This is a genomic window from Bradyrhizobium vignae (assembly GCF_900324035.1).
Lineage (GTDB): Bacteria > Pseudomonadota > Alphaproteobacteria > Rhizobiales > Xanthobacteraceae > Bradyrhizobium > Bradyrhizobium vignae.
The window spans coordinates 4,640,723-4,654,289 of record NZ_LS398110.1 but is presented as its reverse complement, the minus strand read 5'-3'; the positions used below and the strand labels follow the sequence as shown (position 1 = coordinate 4,654,289).

At 64.4% G+C, this 13,567-nt stretch carries 15 protein-coding genes; 7 read left to right on the top strand and 8 right to left on the bottom strand.

Annotated features, from left to right (window positions below; translation table 11 throughout):
* Positions 1 to 2: 2 nt before the first annotated feature.
* From BRAD3257_RS22760 to BRAD3257_RS22740, 5 genes are read right to left on the bottom strand one after another with little or no spacing between them, the layout of a single operon-like run.
* Positions 3 to 761 carry an ABC transporter permease gene (locus tag BRAD3257_RS22760; protein ID WP_122403671.1) on the bottom strand — a complete coding sequence of 253 codons (759 nt, stop codon included), beginning with the start codon at positions 759 to 761 and terminating at the stop codon, positions 3 to 5.
* Positions 758 to 1,573 (bottom strand): ABC transporter permease, encoded by an 816-nt coding sequence (locus BRAD3257_RS22755; RefSeq protein ID WP_122403670.1) that lies wholly within the window; start codon positions 1,571 to 1,573, stop codon positions 758 to 760. The genes BRAD3257_RS22760 and BRAD3257_RS22755 overlap by 4 nt, the downstream gene beginning before the upstream one ends.
* Positions 1,570 to 2,586 carry an ABC transporter substrate-binding protein gene (locus BRAD3257_RS22750; protein ID WP_122406722.1) on the bottom strand — a complete coding sequence of 339 codons (1,017 nt, stop codon included), beginning with the start codon at positions 2,584 to 2,586 and terminating at the stop codon, positions 1,570 to 1,572. Before BRAD3257_RS22750 ends, BRAD3257_RS22755 begins: the two co-directional genes overlap by 4 nt.
* 23 nt (positions 2,587 to 2,609) lie before the next feature.
* The gene (locus BRAD3257_RS22745; protein ID WP_122403669.1) at positions 2,610 to 3,389 is read right to left on the bottom strand and encodes a class II aldolase/adducin family protein; all 780 of its coding nucleotides are present in this window, start codon (positions 3,387 to 3,389) and stop codon (positions 2,610 to 2,612) included.
* A complete protein-coding gene (locus BRAD3257_RS22740; protein ID WP_122403668.1) occupies positions 3,386 to 4,249 on the bottom strand; it encodes an ABC transporter ATP-binding protein in 864 nt (287 codons plus the stop codon). The genes BRAD3257_RS22745 and BRAD3257_RS22740 overlap by 4 nt, the downstream gene beginning before the upstream one ends.
* Positions 4,250 to 4,553: 304 nt before the next feature.
* Between BRAD3257_RS22740 and BRAD3257_RS22735 the strand changes: the two genes are divergently transcribed.
* From BRAD3257_RS22735 to BRAD3257_RS22710, 6 genes are all read left to right on the top strand, one after another.
* Positions 4,554 to 5,192, top strand: coding sequence for a GntR family transcriptional regulator (locus BRAD3257_RS22735; RefSeq protein WP_162500314.1), 639 nt, complete (start codon positions 4,554 to 4,556; stop codon positions 5,190 to 5,192).
* A 67-nt stretch (positions 5,193 to 5,259) separates the two neighbouring features.
* Positions 5,260 to 6,039: an SDR family oxidoreductase gene (locus BRAD3257_RS22730; RefSeq protein WP_122403667.1), complete on the top strand. Its 780-nt coding sequence runs from the start codon at positions 5,260 to 5,262 to the stop codon at positions 6,037 to 6,039.
* A gap of 7 nt (positions 6,040 to 6,046) precedes the next feature.
* Positions 6,047 to 7,192 (top strand): pyridoxal phosphate-dependent aminotransferase, encoded by a 1,146-nt coding sequence (locus BRAD3257_RS22725; RefSeq protein WP_122403666.1) that lies wholly within the window; start codon positions 6,047 to 6,049, stop codon positions 7,190 to 7,192.
* Positions 7,193 to 7,203: 11 nt separating this feature from the next.
* Positions 7,204 to 8,085 (top strand): alpha/beta fold hydrolase, encoded by an 882-nt coding sequence (locus BRAD3257_RS22720; protein WP_162500313.1) that lies wholly within the window; start codon positions 7,204 to 7,206, stop codon positions 8,083 to 8,085.
* A gap of 3 nt (positions 8,086 to 8,088) precedes the next feature.
* Positions 8,089 to 9,342 (top strand): Zn-dependent hydrolase, encoded by a 1,254-nt coding sequence (locus BRAD3257_RS22715; RefSeq protein WP_122403665.1) that lies wholly within the window; start codon positions 8,089 to 8,091, stop codon positions 9,340 to 9,342.
* Between the two features lie 8 nt (positions 9,343 to 9,350).
* Positions 9,351 to 9,845 carry a flavin reductase gene (locus BRAD3257_RS22710; RefSeq protein ID WP_162500606.1) on the top strand — a complete coding sequence of 165 codons (495 nt, stop codon included), beginning with the start codon at positions 9,351 to 9,353 and terminating at the stop codon, positions 9,843 to 9,845.
* Positions 9,846 to 9,948: 103 nt separating this feature from the next.
* On the opposite strand, the gene BRAD3257_RS22705 is transcribed toward BRAD3257_RS22710, so the two are convergent.
* The 3 genes from BRAD3257_RS22705 to BRAD3257_RS22695 form a co-directional block, all read right to left on the bottom strand.
* Positions 9,949 to 10,275, bottom strand: coding sequence for an NIPSNAP family protein (locus BRAD3257_RS22705; RefSeq protein WP_122403663.1), 327 nt, complete (start codon positions 10,273 to 10,275; stop codon positions 9,949 to 9,951).
* A 146-nt stretch (positions 10,276 to 10,421) separates the two neighbouring features.
* A complete protein-coding gene (locus BRAD3257_RS22700) occupies positions 10,422 to 10,838 on the bottom strand; it encodes a tautomerase family protein (RefSeq protein ID WP_122403662.1) in 417 nt (138 codons plus the stop codon).
* A gap of 415 nt (positions 10,839 to 11,253) precedes the next feature.
* Complete coding sequence (locus tag BRAD3257_RS22695) at positions 11,254 to 12,057, bottom strand: IclR family transcriptional regulator domain-containing protein (protein WP_122403661.1); 804 nt, start codon at positions 12,055 to 12,057, stop codon at positions 11,254 to 11,256.
* A 162-nt stretch (positions 12,058 to 12,219) separates the two neighbouring features.
* Between BRAD3257_RS22695 and BRAD3257_RS22690 the strand changes: the two genes are divergently transcribed.
* Entirely contained in the window at positions 12,220 to 13,563 is a 1,344-nt protein-coding gene (locus BRAD3257_RS22690; protein WP_347338396.1) for an FAD-dependent oxidoreductase, read from the top strand.
* Positions 13,564 to 13,567 lie beyond the last annotated feature (4 nt).

Genomic DNA, 13,567 nt, shown 5'->3' with positions numbered 1-13,567 from the left:
CGTCATGTCCAGAACAGGATTTTTTGCTCGAGAAAGCCGATCAGGCCGAAGAAGGCGAGGCTCGCCGCCGAGGCGACGAAGATCGCGGACCAGACCTGGACGAAGTCGATCTGGAGCACGGCCTGGTAGATCACCCAGCCGAGCCCACCATGGGCCCCTAACATCTCGGTGACGATCGCCACGATCACGCTGCGCACGGTGGAAACGCGCATGCCCGCCAGCAGCAGCGGCAGAGCGGTCGGCAGGCGCAATCGCCACAGCACGCTGAGGCGGCTCGCGCCAAAACTCTTCATCAGGTCGACGGCGCGGCGATCGACGCGGTCGAGCCCGGCCAGCATCGACAGCAGGATGGTGAAGCTCACCGCCATCGCCACCATAACGATCTTCGAGCTGACGCCGATGCCGAACCAGAGCAGGATCAACGGCGAATAGCCGACCACAGGCACCGAATTGATGGCGGTCGCGAGCGGCAGGATCGCGCTGCGCAACGCCGGCGCCAGCGCGATGGCGACGGCGAGGCCGATGCCGATCAGGCAGCCGAGGCCGTATCCCGCCAGTGCTTCGAGCAGCGTGTAGCCGGCGGCGTCAATGAGTATCGCGCGCTTGGACCAGAGACCCACCAAGATGTCGCTGACCGCGGGGAGAACATAGGCCGGCAGATGCAGTCCGCGCGCGATGCCTTCCCAGCACGCGATCAGGATGACGGCGCCGAGAATGCCGCGCTGGACGGCGAGCGAAGGCGAGGCGAGCGCGCGGCTCATTGCTCGGCGCTCCAGAACACCAGCCGCCGCTCCACCGCGGCGACCACCGCATAGAAGCCCGTGCCGAGCAGGGCCGCGGCGAGCAGAGCGCCCCAGATCGCGACGACGTTCTCAGTGAACATGGCCTGGAGCAAGAGCACGCCGAGGCCGGTGGTGTCGCCGAACCATTCACCGACGATGGCGCCGACGAGGCTCAATGATGCTGCGAGCCGCAGCGCCACGAAGATCTGCGGCATTGCCGTCGGAAGCTGAAGGCGCAGCAGGAGCTGGCGATTGGAGGCGCCGAAGCTGCGCATCAGCGCGACCTGCTTGGGATCGACCGTATCGAGGCCCAGCAGCGTGTTCACCGTCACCGGAAAGAAGGTCAGATAGAACGCGATGATCGCCTTGGCGAGCAGCGTGTTGCCGAACCACAGCACCACCAGCGCACCGAAAGCGATGACCGGAATGGTCTGCGACACCACGAAGATCGGAAAGATCATTTCGCGCAGCGCGCGGACGCGGAAGAACACGATGCCCATGAGCACGCCGAAGGCGCCGCCGGACGCAAAGCCAATCAGCGTCTCGGCGAGCGTGCGGAGGAAACCGTCGACATAGGCCCGAGGCGTTGCCGCGATCGCCATCAGGATCGTGCTGAGGCGCGGCAGATAGTAGGGACGGATACCGAACAGCAGCACCGCACCTTCCCAGACTACTGCCGCAATGGCGAGGCCGAGCAGGAGCCGAATCAGCTTGCGCAGCGAATCCGGCATCGTGATCGACCGCGTCGCGGCGGCGGCCTCACCGAGCGATGTCGCGGCAGGGCTGCTCACGGCAGCCGGTCCGCCGCAGGGACGCTCTGGATGAAGCTTGCGTCATAGGCGGCGGCAAGATCCAGCGGCTTGGAGATCACGCCATACTTCAGGAAGAAGTCGTGAGCGGTCTTGACCGCGTCGGCATCGATCCAGAACAGGCCGTTCTTTGCCGCCGCGCCTGACGTCATCAGGCGCTTCACCTCGGTGAGCATGAACTCCTGCTGCGCCCGATCGAGCGTCGGGGCTGCGGCCATCACGGTGTCGACGGCGCCCTTGGGATCGGAGAAGGCGTCCTTCCAGCCCTTCAGCGACGCGCGCAGAAATGCCTTGACCAGCTCCGGCTTCTCCTTGGCGGTCGCTTCGGCCACGATCAGCGTGTCGCGCGGGAAGGTGATGCCGTAATCTTCGGCAACGAACGTCTTCAGACTGTCCTTCGGCATGCGCGACTGGATGGTGTAGAACTCGTTATAATAGGTCGCCGTGACGACATCGACGCTACCGTCGACGAACGGAGTGACAGAGACCTGCTGCGGCTGGATCTTGAGTTCATCCGGCTTGATGCCTTCCTTGGCCAGCATGCCGTTGAGCACGTGGTTAGCACCGGTGAACCAGGTGGTGACGGTCTTGCCTTTAAAATCCTGGATCGTCTTCACAGGTCCATCTTTGCGGGTGACGAAGATGAAGGGCGTGATCTGGTGCGACACGCCGATGCAGACGATTGGGAGTCCCTTGTCTCGGGCGGCGAACACGCTATCGGTGCCGCCGGACAGGCCGAACGTGTCGGCGCCGGTGGCGACCAGGTTCTCGGTGAGCAGGTTGGGCCCGCCGGGATTGATGGTGAGGTCGATACTCTCGGCCTTGTAGTAGCCCTTGGCGGCGGCGACGTAGAAGCCGGCGAACTGGGCCTGCGGCAGCCATTTCAGGCGCAGGCTCGCCTTCTGCGGCTCGGCTGCCGGCGCAGCCGTGACGAGCGAGCCGGTCGCCAGTGCGATGGCGGAGAGGACGGAGAAGGCGTGGCGTCGGCTCAACATGGTCATACTCCAGGCGGTGAAAATCAATTGCGGTAAGACGGATCGGTGCGATCGAGCTGGCGCATCAAGGCGGGCCATTCGCGTTCGCCGGGGACCAGAATGTCGCCCTGCAATTCCCAGAACTGGCGCGCGGCCTTCTCGCAGACCTCGTGCGGCGGCATCACCAGCGTGGCGCCGGCTGCGGCCGCCGCCTGCATCTGAAGCTGAATCCGCGCGGCGCGCTCGAAATAGTAGAGCAGCATGAAGGCCTCGCCCGGCGTCCGACCGACGGTGAGGATGCCGTGGTTGCGCATCAGCATCACCTTGTGCGGGCCGAGATCGCGCACCAGGCGCGTCTGCTCGTCGAGATCGATAGCGACGCCTTCGTAGTCGTGGAAGGCCTGGCGCTCGTAGAAGCGCATCGCGAACTGGCTGAGCGGCAGCAGGCCCTTCTCCTGCCCGGAGACCGCAACGCTCGCGTCGGAGTGGGTGTGCAGCACGCAGGCCGCGTCGTGGTTCGAGGTGTGGATCGCGGCATGGATGACGAAGGCCGCGACGTTGACCGCATGCGGTGTGTCGTCGAGCTTGTTTCCCTTGGTGTCGATCTTGACGAGGCTCGACGCGGTGATCTCGTCGAACAGCAGCCCGTAGGGGTTGATCAGGAACTGATCCTCGTGGCCGGGCACGCGCATGGAGATGTGATTATAGATCAGGTCGTCCATCCCGAGCTTGGCGACCATGCGATAGCAGGCGGCGAGCTTGACGCGGGCGTCCCACTCGGCCGGATCGATCCCGTGCGCTTCTCTCGCTGACATCGCGTTCACTGCGACTTCTCCTGCGCGATGGAGGACTGGAACGATTTCATGCTTTCCTCCTCGATCGCATCGAGCAGCGTGCGCTTGAGGCGGATGAATTCGGGGGACGTGACGATCTCGGGGCGGCGCGGGCGGGGGAGGTCAACGACCTGTTCGAGCTTCACCGAGCCTGGACGCGCAGTCATCACCAGCACGCGGTCGCCGAGGAAGATCGCCTCGTCGACATCATGGGTGATGAAAAGAATCGTGCGGCGGTATTTCTGCCAGACGTCGAGCAGCCAGCGCTGCATCATCGCGCGCGTCAGCGCATCGAGCGCGCCGAACGGCTCGTCCAGCAGCATCAGGTCGCGCTCGAACAGGAAGGTGCGCATCAGCGCAACGCGCTGGCGCATGCCGCCCGACAATTGATTGGGATATTGCTTCTCGAAGCCGGCGAGGCCGAACTCGGGCAGCATTTTCAGCGCCTTGGCGCGCGCCTGATCGCGCGGCATCCCCTCGACCTCGAGCGCGAGGATGGCATTGTCCACCACGTTGCGCCAGGGAAACAGCAAATCGCGCTGCGGCATGAAGGAGACGCGGCCGAGCAAGTCGGCGGCATGGCAGCTCTTGGCTTCGAAGCGCAGGATGCCGCCGGCATCCGGCTCTTCCAGGCCTGCGACGATGTTGAAGAGGGTGCTCTTGCCGCAGCCGCTGGGGCCGACGACGGTGACGAACTCGCCGGGGGCGATGTTCGCCTGAAGTCCCGACAGGGCCGCGACAGCACCGAATGTCTTGTTGATCGCGCGAAGTTCAAGCAGCGGCTCAGGCTTGGGCTGAGCCTGCGGGGCTTCGGGGGCCGGGCCGGGATGGGGGAGGCGGGCAGCCTGCACCGGGGTATCCTTGTATAATTGCGGCGGTCATTCGCATACGGAAGCAGGACCGCGTCGAAATCTCTTAGCAACTCGTGTGCCAGTGCGATTTTCGCGCAAATCAGGCATAAGACTTGCGAGAACGACGGCCGAATATCTCGGCGGCACCCGCATCTCCGGGAGAAAACCGGTCATTTCGTGGGGATAGGAGCGCCAATATGTATACGTATATTGAGATTGGAGAAACATGATGGCGGGTATTGGTGCACATGGCGCAGGCAAGCGCGTCAAAAATGGGCATGAAACCCTCACCGCGACCTCCGGCATGACGCTCGCGGAAAGCCTGCGCCAGAGGCTCGAGGGCGCGATCGCAGCCGGCCGTCTGGAGCCGGGTAGCCGGCTCGACGAGCAGGAGATCGCGCAGCGCTTCGGCGTCTCCCGCACGCCGGTGCGGGAGGCGTTCCGCCTGATGGCGGCGAACAATCTGGTCGAGCTGCGCGGCCGGCAGGGGGCGACGGTCCGCAGCATCAAGGCGCAGGCGCTGATAGAGATGTTTCAGGTCATGGCAGAGCTTGAGGGGCTCTGCGCGCGGCTGGCCGCAAGACGCGTCTCCCAGGCCTGGGGTGCGGAAATTGGTGAGATTCACCAGCGACTTGTCGCGACAGGCGAAACCGGCGACATCGACGTGTTCTACGACATCAATCAGGAATTCCACGAAGCGATCTACGAGGCCTCGCGCAACGCCTTCCTCGCCGATCAGACCCGCAAGCTGCGCAATCAGGTCGCCGCCTATCGCCGCCGGGTGACGCGAATGCCGAACCGGATCGCCGATACCGTTCGCGAGCACGAGGCGATCATGCAGGCGATCCTGGCCCACGACCCGGAGCGGGCGCACAGCGCCATGCGGGACCACGTCAACCTGCTCGGCGACAACCTCTTGGACTTCCTCGCCGCCTTCGAATGACCCTTCGGCCTCTTGGTATGCAAATTGCTAGGCCTTGTATATCTAGCCTGCATCCTGGAGACCCGGAGTGGACCTGAAGCTGACGAACAAGACCGCCCTCATCACCGGCGCGTCGAAAGGAATTGGACTGGCGGTGGCCGAGCTCTTCGCCGCCGAGGGGTGTCATCTCCATCTCGCCGCCCGCAACGGCGAAGCTCTGCTTGAGGCCAAGAAGGCGCTCGAAGCCCGCCATGGCGTGAAGATCACGATCTATGCGCTCGACCTGTCGAGCACGTCCGCGATGGAGAAGCTGGCGGCCGAAGTCGGCGACATCGACATCCTCATCAACAATGCCGGCGACATCCCGGCCGGCTCGCTGGAGATCCTCGACGACGCCGCCTGGCGGCGTGGCTTCGATCTCAAGGTGTTCGGCTACATCACGCTGTCGCGCCTTTATTATCCGCGGATGAAGGGCAGGGACGGCGTCATCATCAACATCATCGGCAATTCCGGCGAGAACTGGGATGCGAGCTACATCGCGGGCTCGACCGGCAATGCGGCGCTGATGTCCTTCACCAAGGCGCTCGGCGGGCGCAGCCTCGACCACGGCGTGCGCGTGGTCGCGGTCAATCCGGGTCCGGTTGCGACCGACCGCATGCTCAAGATCATGAAGCGCAAGGCGATCGACATGCTCGGTGACGAAAGCCGCTGGGAGGAGCTGTTCGACAAGTATCCGGGCAAACGCCCGGCGACGTCGGAAGAGGTCGCCGATCTCGTCGCCTTCCTGTCCTCGCCGCGGTCCGGCTACATCACCGGCACCGTGGTGACGATCGACGGCGGCATCGCCGCGCGCGGCTCGGTGATCTGAGGCGTCGATGTCGAAGCCTCAATCCGCGGCGCTGGTCCGCAACCGCTATTTCGACGAGCTCTCGGCGACGCCGGGACTCTATTGGCTCGGCCAGAACACCAACCATATCGAGAGCCACCCCGCCGTGCGCGAGGCCATGCTGCGCTCGATCGAGGCAGGCGAGTTCAATGCCTATGCCCCACCGCTCGGCTTCGAGGCGCTGCGCGAGGCGATCGTCGCGGATCTCGGCACGCCGGGCGCAGAGGCCCTGGTGACCGAGGGCGGCGTCAACGCACTGGCGATGATCTGCCGTGCACGCTGCAAGCCCGGCACCACGCTTGTCACTACCGATCCGACCTGGAAATGGCCGTGCCTGTTCGCGCGCCAGCAGGGCGCCGAGGTGATCGAGATCCCGATCTACGATCCCGCCTGCAACTACCGCCTGACGCCGGCAGCCTTGAGGGCGCATGTCGATGAGCGCACGGCGATCATCTATCTCGTCGATCCCAACAATCCGCTCGGCATCCGCTATACGCGCGAGGAGATCGAGAGCTTTGCCGCGATCGCGCGCGATTGCGGCGCGCTGCTGGTGCACGACTGCACCTATCGCGATTTCGCCGACGGCCACACGCCGGCCCTTCATGTCGCCCCGAAAGGCTCGGTGGTCTCGACCAGCTTCTCGAAATGGCTCGGGCTTGCAGGCCTGCGGATCGGGGCGCTCGTCGCGGCGCCAGACCTGTTCGAGGAGCTGGCGCAGACCTCCACAAGCGTGCTCGGCGCCAGCGTCATCGCGCAGCGCGCGGCGCAGGCGGGGCTGTCGGTGAAGGCCGAATGGATGACGAAGGTCCGCGGCACCGATCGCGCCAACAAGGCGATGATCCAGGAGGCGGCAGCCGCGATCGAGGGCCTGGCGCTGCCGATCATGCCCTCGCACGGCAACTTCCTCGTGCTCGAAACCATCACGGCGGGCATCCGACCCGAAGCGCTGGTCGAATGCTATCGCCGCCAGGGCATCATGATCCGCCAGGGCACCTATCACACCCAGCGTTTTGGCGACCGCTTCGTCAAGATCAGCACCTCCGTGCCGCAAGGCTGGGTCGAAAAGCTGTGCACGCTGCTGCCGGAGATGGTCGCGCAGGCGCGCACGCTCAACGATCTGCCGCCGCAATTCTAGGGACGATGCCGATGACGATGATCACGACGAAGGACGGCGTGAAGCTCCATGTGGAAGAGGCCGGCGAGGGCACGCCGATCCTCTTCATCCACGAATTCGGCGGCAACCACGCAAGCTGGGAGCCGCAGCTGCGCTATTTCAGCCGGCGCCATCGCTGCATCAGCTACGCCGCGCGCGGCTATCCGCCGTCGGACGTGCCTGACAGCGTGGAGGCCTATTCGCAGGCGATCGCCGCTGATGATGCGGTCGCCGTGCTCGACGCGCTCAAGATCGATAGGGCGCATATCGTCGGCCTCTCCATGGGCGGATTCTGTACGGTGCATTTCGGCCTTCGCACGCCGGAGCGCGCTTTGTCGCTCACGGTGGCCGGCGCCGGTTATGGCTGCGAGAAGGAGTTCGAGGAGTATTTTCGCGGCGTCTCGCGCGAAGTCGCCGACAGTTTCGAGAAGCAGGGAGCGAAGGAGTTTTCCAGGATCTATGCGCTCGGTGCGAGCCGGGTGCAGTTCCAGAACAAGGATCCGCGCGGCTGGCAGGAGTTCGCCGATCGGCTCGCCACCCATTCCGACCGCGGCGCCGCCAACACGATGCGTGGCGTCCAGGCGCGGCGGCCGTCATTCTATGACCTCGAAGACGGCCTGAAGAAGATGATGGTGCCGACGCTGGTTATCGTCGGCGATGAGGACGACCATTGTCTGCAGCCCGGCATCTTCCTGAAGAAGACGATTCCCGCCTGCGGTCTCTCGGTCTTTCCCAAGACCGGCCACACGCTCAATCTCGAAGAGCCGGCGGCATTCAACGCACTGCTCGCCGAGTTCATTGCCCAGGTCGAGGCCGGACGCTGGCTGCCGCGCGATCCACGCGCGCTGCCGGGTCAGATCATGCGCACGAAGTAGCCGATGACGGGCAAGCCTCTGATCAACGCCGATCGGCTCTGGACCCGCTTGATGGCGCTCGCCGAGATCGGGGCGACGCCGGCCGGCGGGGTCAACCGTCAGGCGCTGAGCGACGGCGAGATGGCGGCTTGGCGCCGCGTCATCGGCTGGGCGCGCGAAGCGGGCTCGACGCCGTCAACGGATGCTGCGGGAAATCTGTTCCTGACCCTGGCCGGCCGCGATCGCGCCGCACCGCCGCTGCTGCTCGGCAGTCATCTCGATAGCCAGCCGACCGGCGGAAAGTTCGACGGCGCCGCCGGCGTGATGGCGGCATTGGAGGCGGTGGTCTCGCTGGCCGGGCAGGGCGACAAGCCCGCGCGCGATATCGTCGTCGTCGCCTGGATGAACGAGGAAGGCTCGCGCTTCGCGCCGGGCATGATGGGCTCGGAGGCCTTTACCGGTGAGCGCGACATGGACGCGATCCGCGCTGCGCGCGATGCAGACGGCATCAGTGTCGGCGAGGCGCTCGACCGCCTCCACCAGGCTTTTCCCGATATGCCGCGCCGGTCGCTCGGCTTTGCCGCCGGGGCCTATCTCGAATTACACATCGAGCAGGGACCCCTGCTGGAAGCGGCCGGCTGCACCATCGGTGTCGTCACCGGCATCCAGGGCAAGAAGACCTTTCAGGTCGTGCTCGAGGGTGCCGAGGGCCACGCCGGCACGCTGGCGCAGCAGGAGCGGCGCGATGCGCTCGCGGCTTTTGCCCGGATGGCGACCGCGCTGCATTCCGAGATCGGCACCATCGATGCCGACATCAAGTTCACCATCGGCCGGATCGCCGTCGTGCCGAACGCGCCGTCGGTGGTGCCGTCGCGCGTCAGCTTCAGCATCGATCTGCGTCACCCTGACAATGCGGTGCTCGACGCGGCCGGCGCGCGCATCAACACTCTTTGCCGAGAGAAGGCGCCGCCGTGCTCGGTTACTGTGACGCCGCTCGTCGATGCGCCGTCGAACGTCTTCGATTCGCGCCTACGTGCGAGCATCGCGAAGGCGGCGCGGGAGCAGGGGCACCCCGCCATGGACATCCTGTCGGCCGCCGGTCACGACGCGCGTCATCTCGCAAAAATCTGTCCGGCCGCGATGATCTTCATCCCGTGCCGCGACGGGGTGAGCCATGTCGAGCACGAATGGGCCGAGCCCGATCATGTCGCCGCCGGCGCCTCCGTGCTAGCGCAGGTGCTGCGCGAACTCGCATATCCGCCCGCGGCGGGGGCGTGAGGATGACGATGCGGAGCGTGGCCTCTCAGGATTATCGCGACGCGATGGCCTGTCTCGGTGCCGCCGTCAGTATCGTGACGACCGACGGCAGCGCGGGCCGCGCTGGGTTTACCGCATCTGCGATTTGCAGCGTCACCGACGATCCGCCGACGCTACTGGTCTGCATCAACCGAGCGTCTTCCGCCTATGCCAGCGTGACACGCAACAAGGCGGTCTGCGTCAACGTTCTCTCGGCGCGGCACGAGCCGCTGTCTCGCCTGTTCGGCGGCAAGGTGCCGGCCGAGGAGCGGTTCGCCGCGGCCACATGGTCGACGCTCGAGACGGGAGCGCCGCTCCTCGTCGACTGCACTGCTGCGTTCGATTGTCGGATCGCCCACATGGTCAATGTCGGCACGCACGACGTGCTGTTCTGTCGCGTGGTCGCGCTGCAGAGGTCATGCTATACGGATAGTTTGATCTATTTCGGCCGTGCTTACCACGCTGTTGGGACAGGCTCGGGCTGAGATCGGCGAATGGGGTTGATCCCACCCATTCGATCGCTATGGTCGCGCGGCTCTAGCCTTCGAACATCAGTGGTGCGCCGCAGCCTTCTGTCCGGAAGGACGGCTATTTGACCGAAGAGAATGCCGTCGGGGCCAGAATCTGGCTGACGATGTTGGCGATGATCTGGCCGTCCGCATGGGACTTGTTGCTCGCCTCGTGCCAATCCGGATCGGCCACGAACGCGCCCCATTTCTTTTCGCGTTCGGCGAGCGACTCCCAGGCCAGGAAATAGGTCAGCTCCTGGTTAGATTCGCCGATCATCGTGGTGAAGAACCCGGCCTGCTTGATGCCATGCTTCTCCCAGATCTTCAGCGTGGCAGTCTCGAACCGCTTCAGCAATGCCGGCAGGCGGCCGGGTACGCAGCGATACTGGCGCATTTCGTAGATCATTCTCGTTTCCTCTCTGAACAGTCCTGCGGTTATAATGACGGGCCATAACCCGTGAATGGCCCATCGTGTTCGGCGACAAGATGGCGATCGCGCTGCTCGAGCGCCTCACTCATGATTGCGACACGTGATTCCTCCGTAGCACTTGGTCATTCCCTGGATGTCCAGCCGGCATGCCTGGTCTGGCCCTCGGCCGGCGACCAGTCAGGGGCGAGGCGCCCGTTTCGATAAGCCTCGTCACCTGCGTGCTGCGTGAAGAGGACGGTGAACATCGCAGCAGGGACGGCGAGATGGGTTTCGCAGGCTTCGGTCAGTCTGCGAGCGAACCGCGTGCGCTGATCGACACTGCGTCCTGCCCTGATATCGAGCATTGCGAGCGCCACCGTCTCAATCGGCGCGAAGCCTGTGCGATAGAGATTATCGCACCCGAGCTCTACAAAGCCGATGTTCACTACCCCCGGCGGCGCCAGTAGTTCCTCGCAGTAGAGTTTGCCGATGACTTCAGCTGCCTTTCGCTTGGCTGCGGCTGGGTAATGTCCCGGAAGGTTCAGCTGAACATAAGGCATTGGTCCCCCTTGTGATCGCGCAGGTCTAGGCGAGCATGAGATGTGCAAGCTTGCGGGGCAGTCAGCATGGGCTGTGGCCAGTTTGCAGCTGATGGTAATTGCAGTCCACGCTTGTACTGAGGTATTCCGCAGCGAGGGCGCGCTATAGTGTCCGCGGGGCGACCTGCAGGGCACCTCACAGCGATCGTTACCATGCCTGGCATGTTTGCCTGCGCATGAACCTGCTCGGAATAGTGCCCAAGAGCCATGGCGCCACAAAGGAATGCTCGTCTCCACAGCATCTCTAACACGATCTCTCAGAGCTCGTCTCGCGTCAGGAACCATACTGGTCCTTCGAACGAAAGCGTGCCAACGGAAATTGTACAAAAAAGCTCCAGTCTGTGCGCTATGCGCACAAGGCGAATGGACCGTGCTCCTACGGCAGCATCGACGAAAGCTCGCCCGCCATCCCCTTCAGCTTGGAGACAAATTCTCCAGCCAGTTTTTCCCTGTTGGCGCGCGCCGAGCTCGTGCTCGCATTGAGCGTCGCGACGACAAGACCGGCTCGATTGAACACCGGAACCGAGACGCTGACTAAACCGTCCTCCAGCTCTTCGTAGTTGATGCAGTAGCCCTTCACCTTGCTCTCGACGATCAGCGAAAGAATCTCGCGCTTGAGCATGACCGTGTGCCGCGTGTGGCGGACGATCCTGGTCCGCGCCAGCAGCCGCTCCACTTCGACGCGTGGCTTGTAGGCGAGCAACACGCGTCCGGATGCGGAGGAGAACGCCGGCAGTCGCATGCCTGTCGTGACGACGTAAGACAGTCGCCGGCCGGGAATGTCGGATCGCGCGACGAATACGACTTCAGCTTCGTCGAGCACGGCGAGTGAGACTGTCTCGCCGATCGAACGGGCGAGCTGGTCTAGAAATGGTTGCAGGGAAGCGCCGAAACCGGCGGACGACAGAAACGAGTAGGCGAGCCGGAGCACGCGCGTTGTCAGCTCGAAGCGACGCTCATGCAGGCGAGCGAAGCCAAGCTCCACCAGCGTAAGGAGGAGGCGACGCGCCACCGCCCGGTCCATCCCGGTACGTTCGGCGACCTGCGCCAGCGTCATGGCCCTGTTCTCGGCGCCGAACGACTGGATGACCGCAAGTCCGCGCGCAAAAGCCGTTACGAAATTCCGGTTCAGTTTCTCCTCCGCAATCGGCCGACAATACCGCGGTTTCGACGATGCCATCGATCAGATCTCCACTGCTGTGCGTATAGCGCACACTTTGGCACGAAAACGCACAGTTCGCCCTAGCGTCCAGTCTCGGCCTGCGCACATAGTCCGGATAAGAACACGGGCGTTGAACACGCGAGCGAAGGGAAGGAGCGCCATGACATCGGCAGTAGCGAGGTGTTGCAAAGGGCCGGCCGGCTTCCGCCGGTCTGCTCGGGTGATCATTTTGATATCGTGGTAGCCGGCGGGGGTGCTTCGGGTCTAATGGCGACGGTGTCTGCCGCCAGGCAGGGTGCACGCGTCCTCGTCGTGGAAACATCCGGCTGCTTCGGTGGCGCCGGCACAACGTCGATGGTGGCGCAGTGGCTCGGCTTCTACAATGGCGAGACATGCGCTGTCGGCGGCCTGCCCATGGAATTCGCCGAGCGGGTGATCGCCCGGGGCGGATCCAACGGCTTTGAAAACTACGTGCTGGCGGAAGCCACCGTGCGTCCCCTTCACCTCAAGCGCCTTCCGTTCAATCCCGAAATCGTAAAGCTCGTCGCCGATGAGCTCGTCCTGGAGAGCGGGGCGTCTGCATTGGTTCATGCCCGGATTTGCGGCGCCTCCCGAGACGACGACCGTGTGACCGGGGTGCAGATCGAAACGTCCGGCGGACGGCTCAACGTGGGGGCGAGCTGCTTTATCGACGCGACCGGGGATGCGGTCGTTGCGCGCCACGCAGGAGCGCCACTGGCGGACGTACAGGCAGGTCGGCACCGCATGGGAATGAGCCTCGTCTTTCGATTGTCCCACGTCGATGTCGCTCGCTTTCGCGCCCTCTCAAGGCAGGAAAAGCGCGCGATTGCTCTCGAGGGCATGGCCACAGGTGAGCTGTTCTGGGATGTCCTGTCCGTCTCGCCGGTCGGCACGTCTGACGCCATCTGCCTGATGAGCCATCTGGATGGGCTCGATAATCTCGACCCCAACGATCTGACCAGGGCGGAGTTTATCGGACGCTATCAGGTCAGTCGCATCGCCAGCTTCCTCAAGCGGAGAATGCCGGGATTTGCAGCTTGCGAGCTGGCTGGAATTGCAAGCCATGTCGGCGTGCGAGAAAGCGTTCGGCTGGTCGGCGACTACCTGCTTACGGAACAGGATGTGGTCGGTGCCACACCGTTCGAGGATGCGGTAGCGCTGGGCTGCGGTCCCTTGGATGTGCATGAGGAAGATGGCAAGCTCCGGCTCTTCATGCCGGCGCAGCCGTTCGAGATTCCAGCGCGCAGCATGACCTGCATTTCGGTCAGGAATCTCGTCGTCACTGGTCGGGCCATCTCGGCGACCCGCGAGGCGAATGGGGCGATCCGGCACCAGGCCACGGCCATGGCACTGGGCCAGGCCGCCGGCCACCTCGCGGCGCATGCCGGGGCGTACGGCTGGGACGTGCGGGCGTTGCCGCACGGGACTGTTCAGAAGAGTCTGACTGCAGCAGGGGCCCTGCCGTCGCGTGGCCATCTGCCGCCGGCAACTGCCGTTAGCTGAGCGG

Excerpts from the sequence above, each read along its gene's own strand:
- BRAD3257_RS22760 (WP_122403671.1), bottom strand. The coding sequence starts at position 761 with ATGAGCCGCGCGCTCGCCTCGCCTTCGCTCGCCGTCCAGCGCGGCATT.
- BRAD3257_RS22750 (WP_122406722.1), bottom strand. The coding sequence starts at position 2,586 with ATGTTGAGCCGACGCCACGCCTTCTCCGTCCTCTCCGCCATCGCACTG.
- BRAD3257_RS22735 (WP_162500314.1), top strand. The coding sequence starts at position 4,554 with ATGACGCTCGCGGAAAGCCTGCGCCAGAGGCTCGAGGGCGCGATCGCA.
- BRAD3257_RS22725 (WP_122403666.1), top strand. The coding sequence starts at position 6,047 with ATGTCGAAGCCTCAATCCGCGGCGCTGGTCCGCAACCGCTATTTCGAC.
- BRAD3257_RS22720 (WP_162500313.1), top strand. The coding sequence starts at position 7,204 with ATGACGATGATCACGACGAAGGACGGCGTGAAGCTCCATGTGGAAGAG.
- BRAD3257_RS22715 (WP_122403665.1), top strand. The coding sequence starts at position 8,089 with ATGACGGGCAAGCCTCTGATCAACGCCGATCGGCTCTGGACCCGCTTG.
- BRAD3257_RS22710 (WP_162500606.1), top strand. The coding sequence starts at position 9,351 with ATGCGGAGCGTGGCCTCTCAGGATTATCGCGACGCGATGGCCTGTCTC.
- BRAD3257_RS22705 (WP_122403663.1), bottom strand. The coding sequence starts at position 10,275 with ATGATCTACGAAATGCGCCAGTATCGCTGCGTACCCGGCCGCCTGCCG.
- BRAD3257_RS22700 (WP_122403662.1), bottom strand. The coding sequence starts at position 10,838 with ATGCCTTATGTTCAGCTGAACCTTCCGGGACATTACCCAGCCGCAGCC.
- BRAD3257_RS22695 (WP_122403661.1), bottom strand. The coding sequence starts at position 12,057 with ATGGCATCGTCGAAACCGCGGTATTGTCGGCCGATTGCGGAGGAGAAA.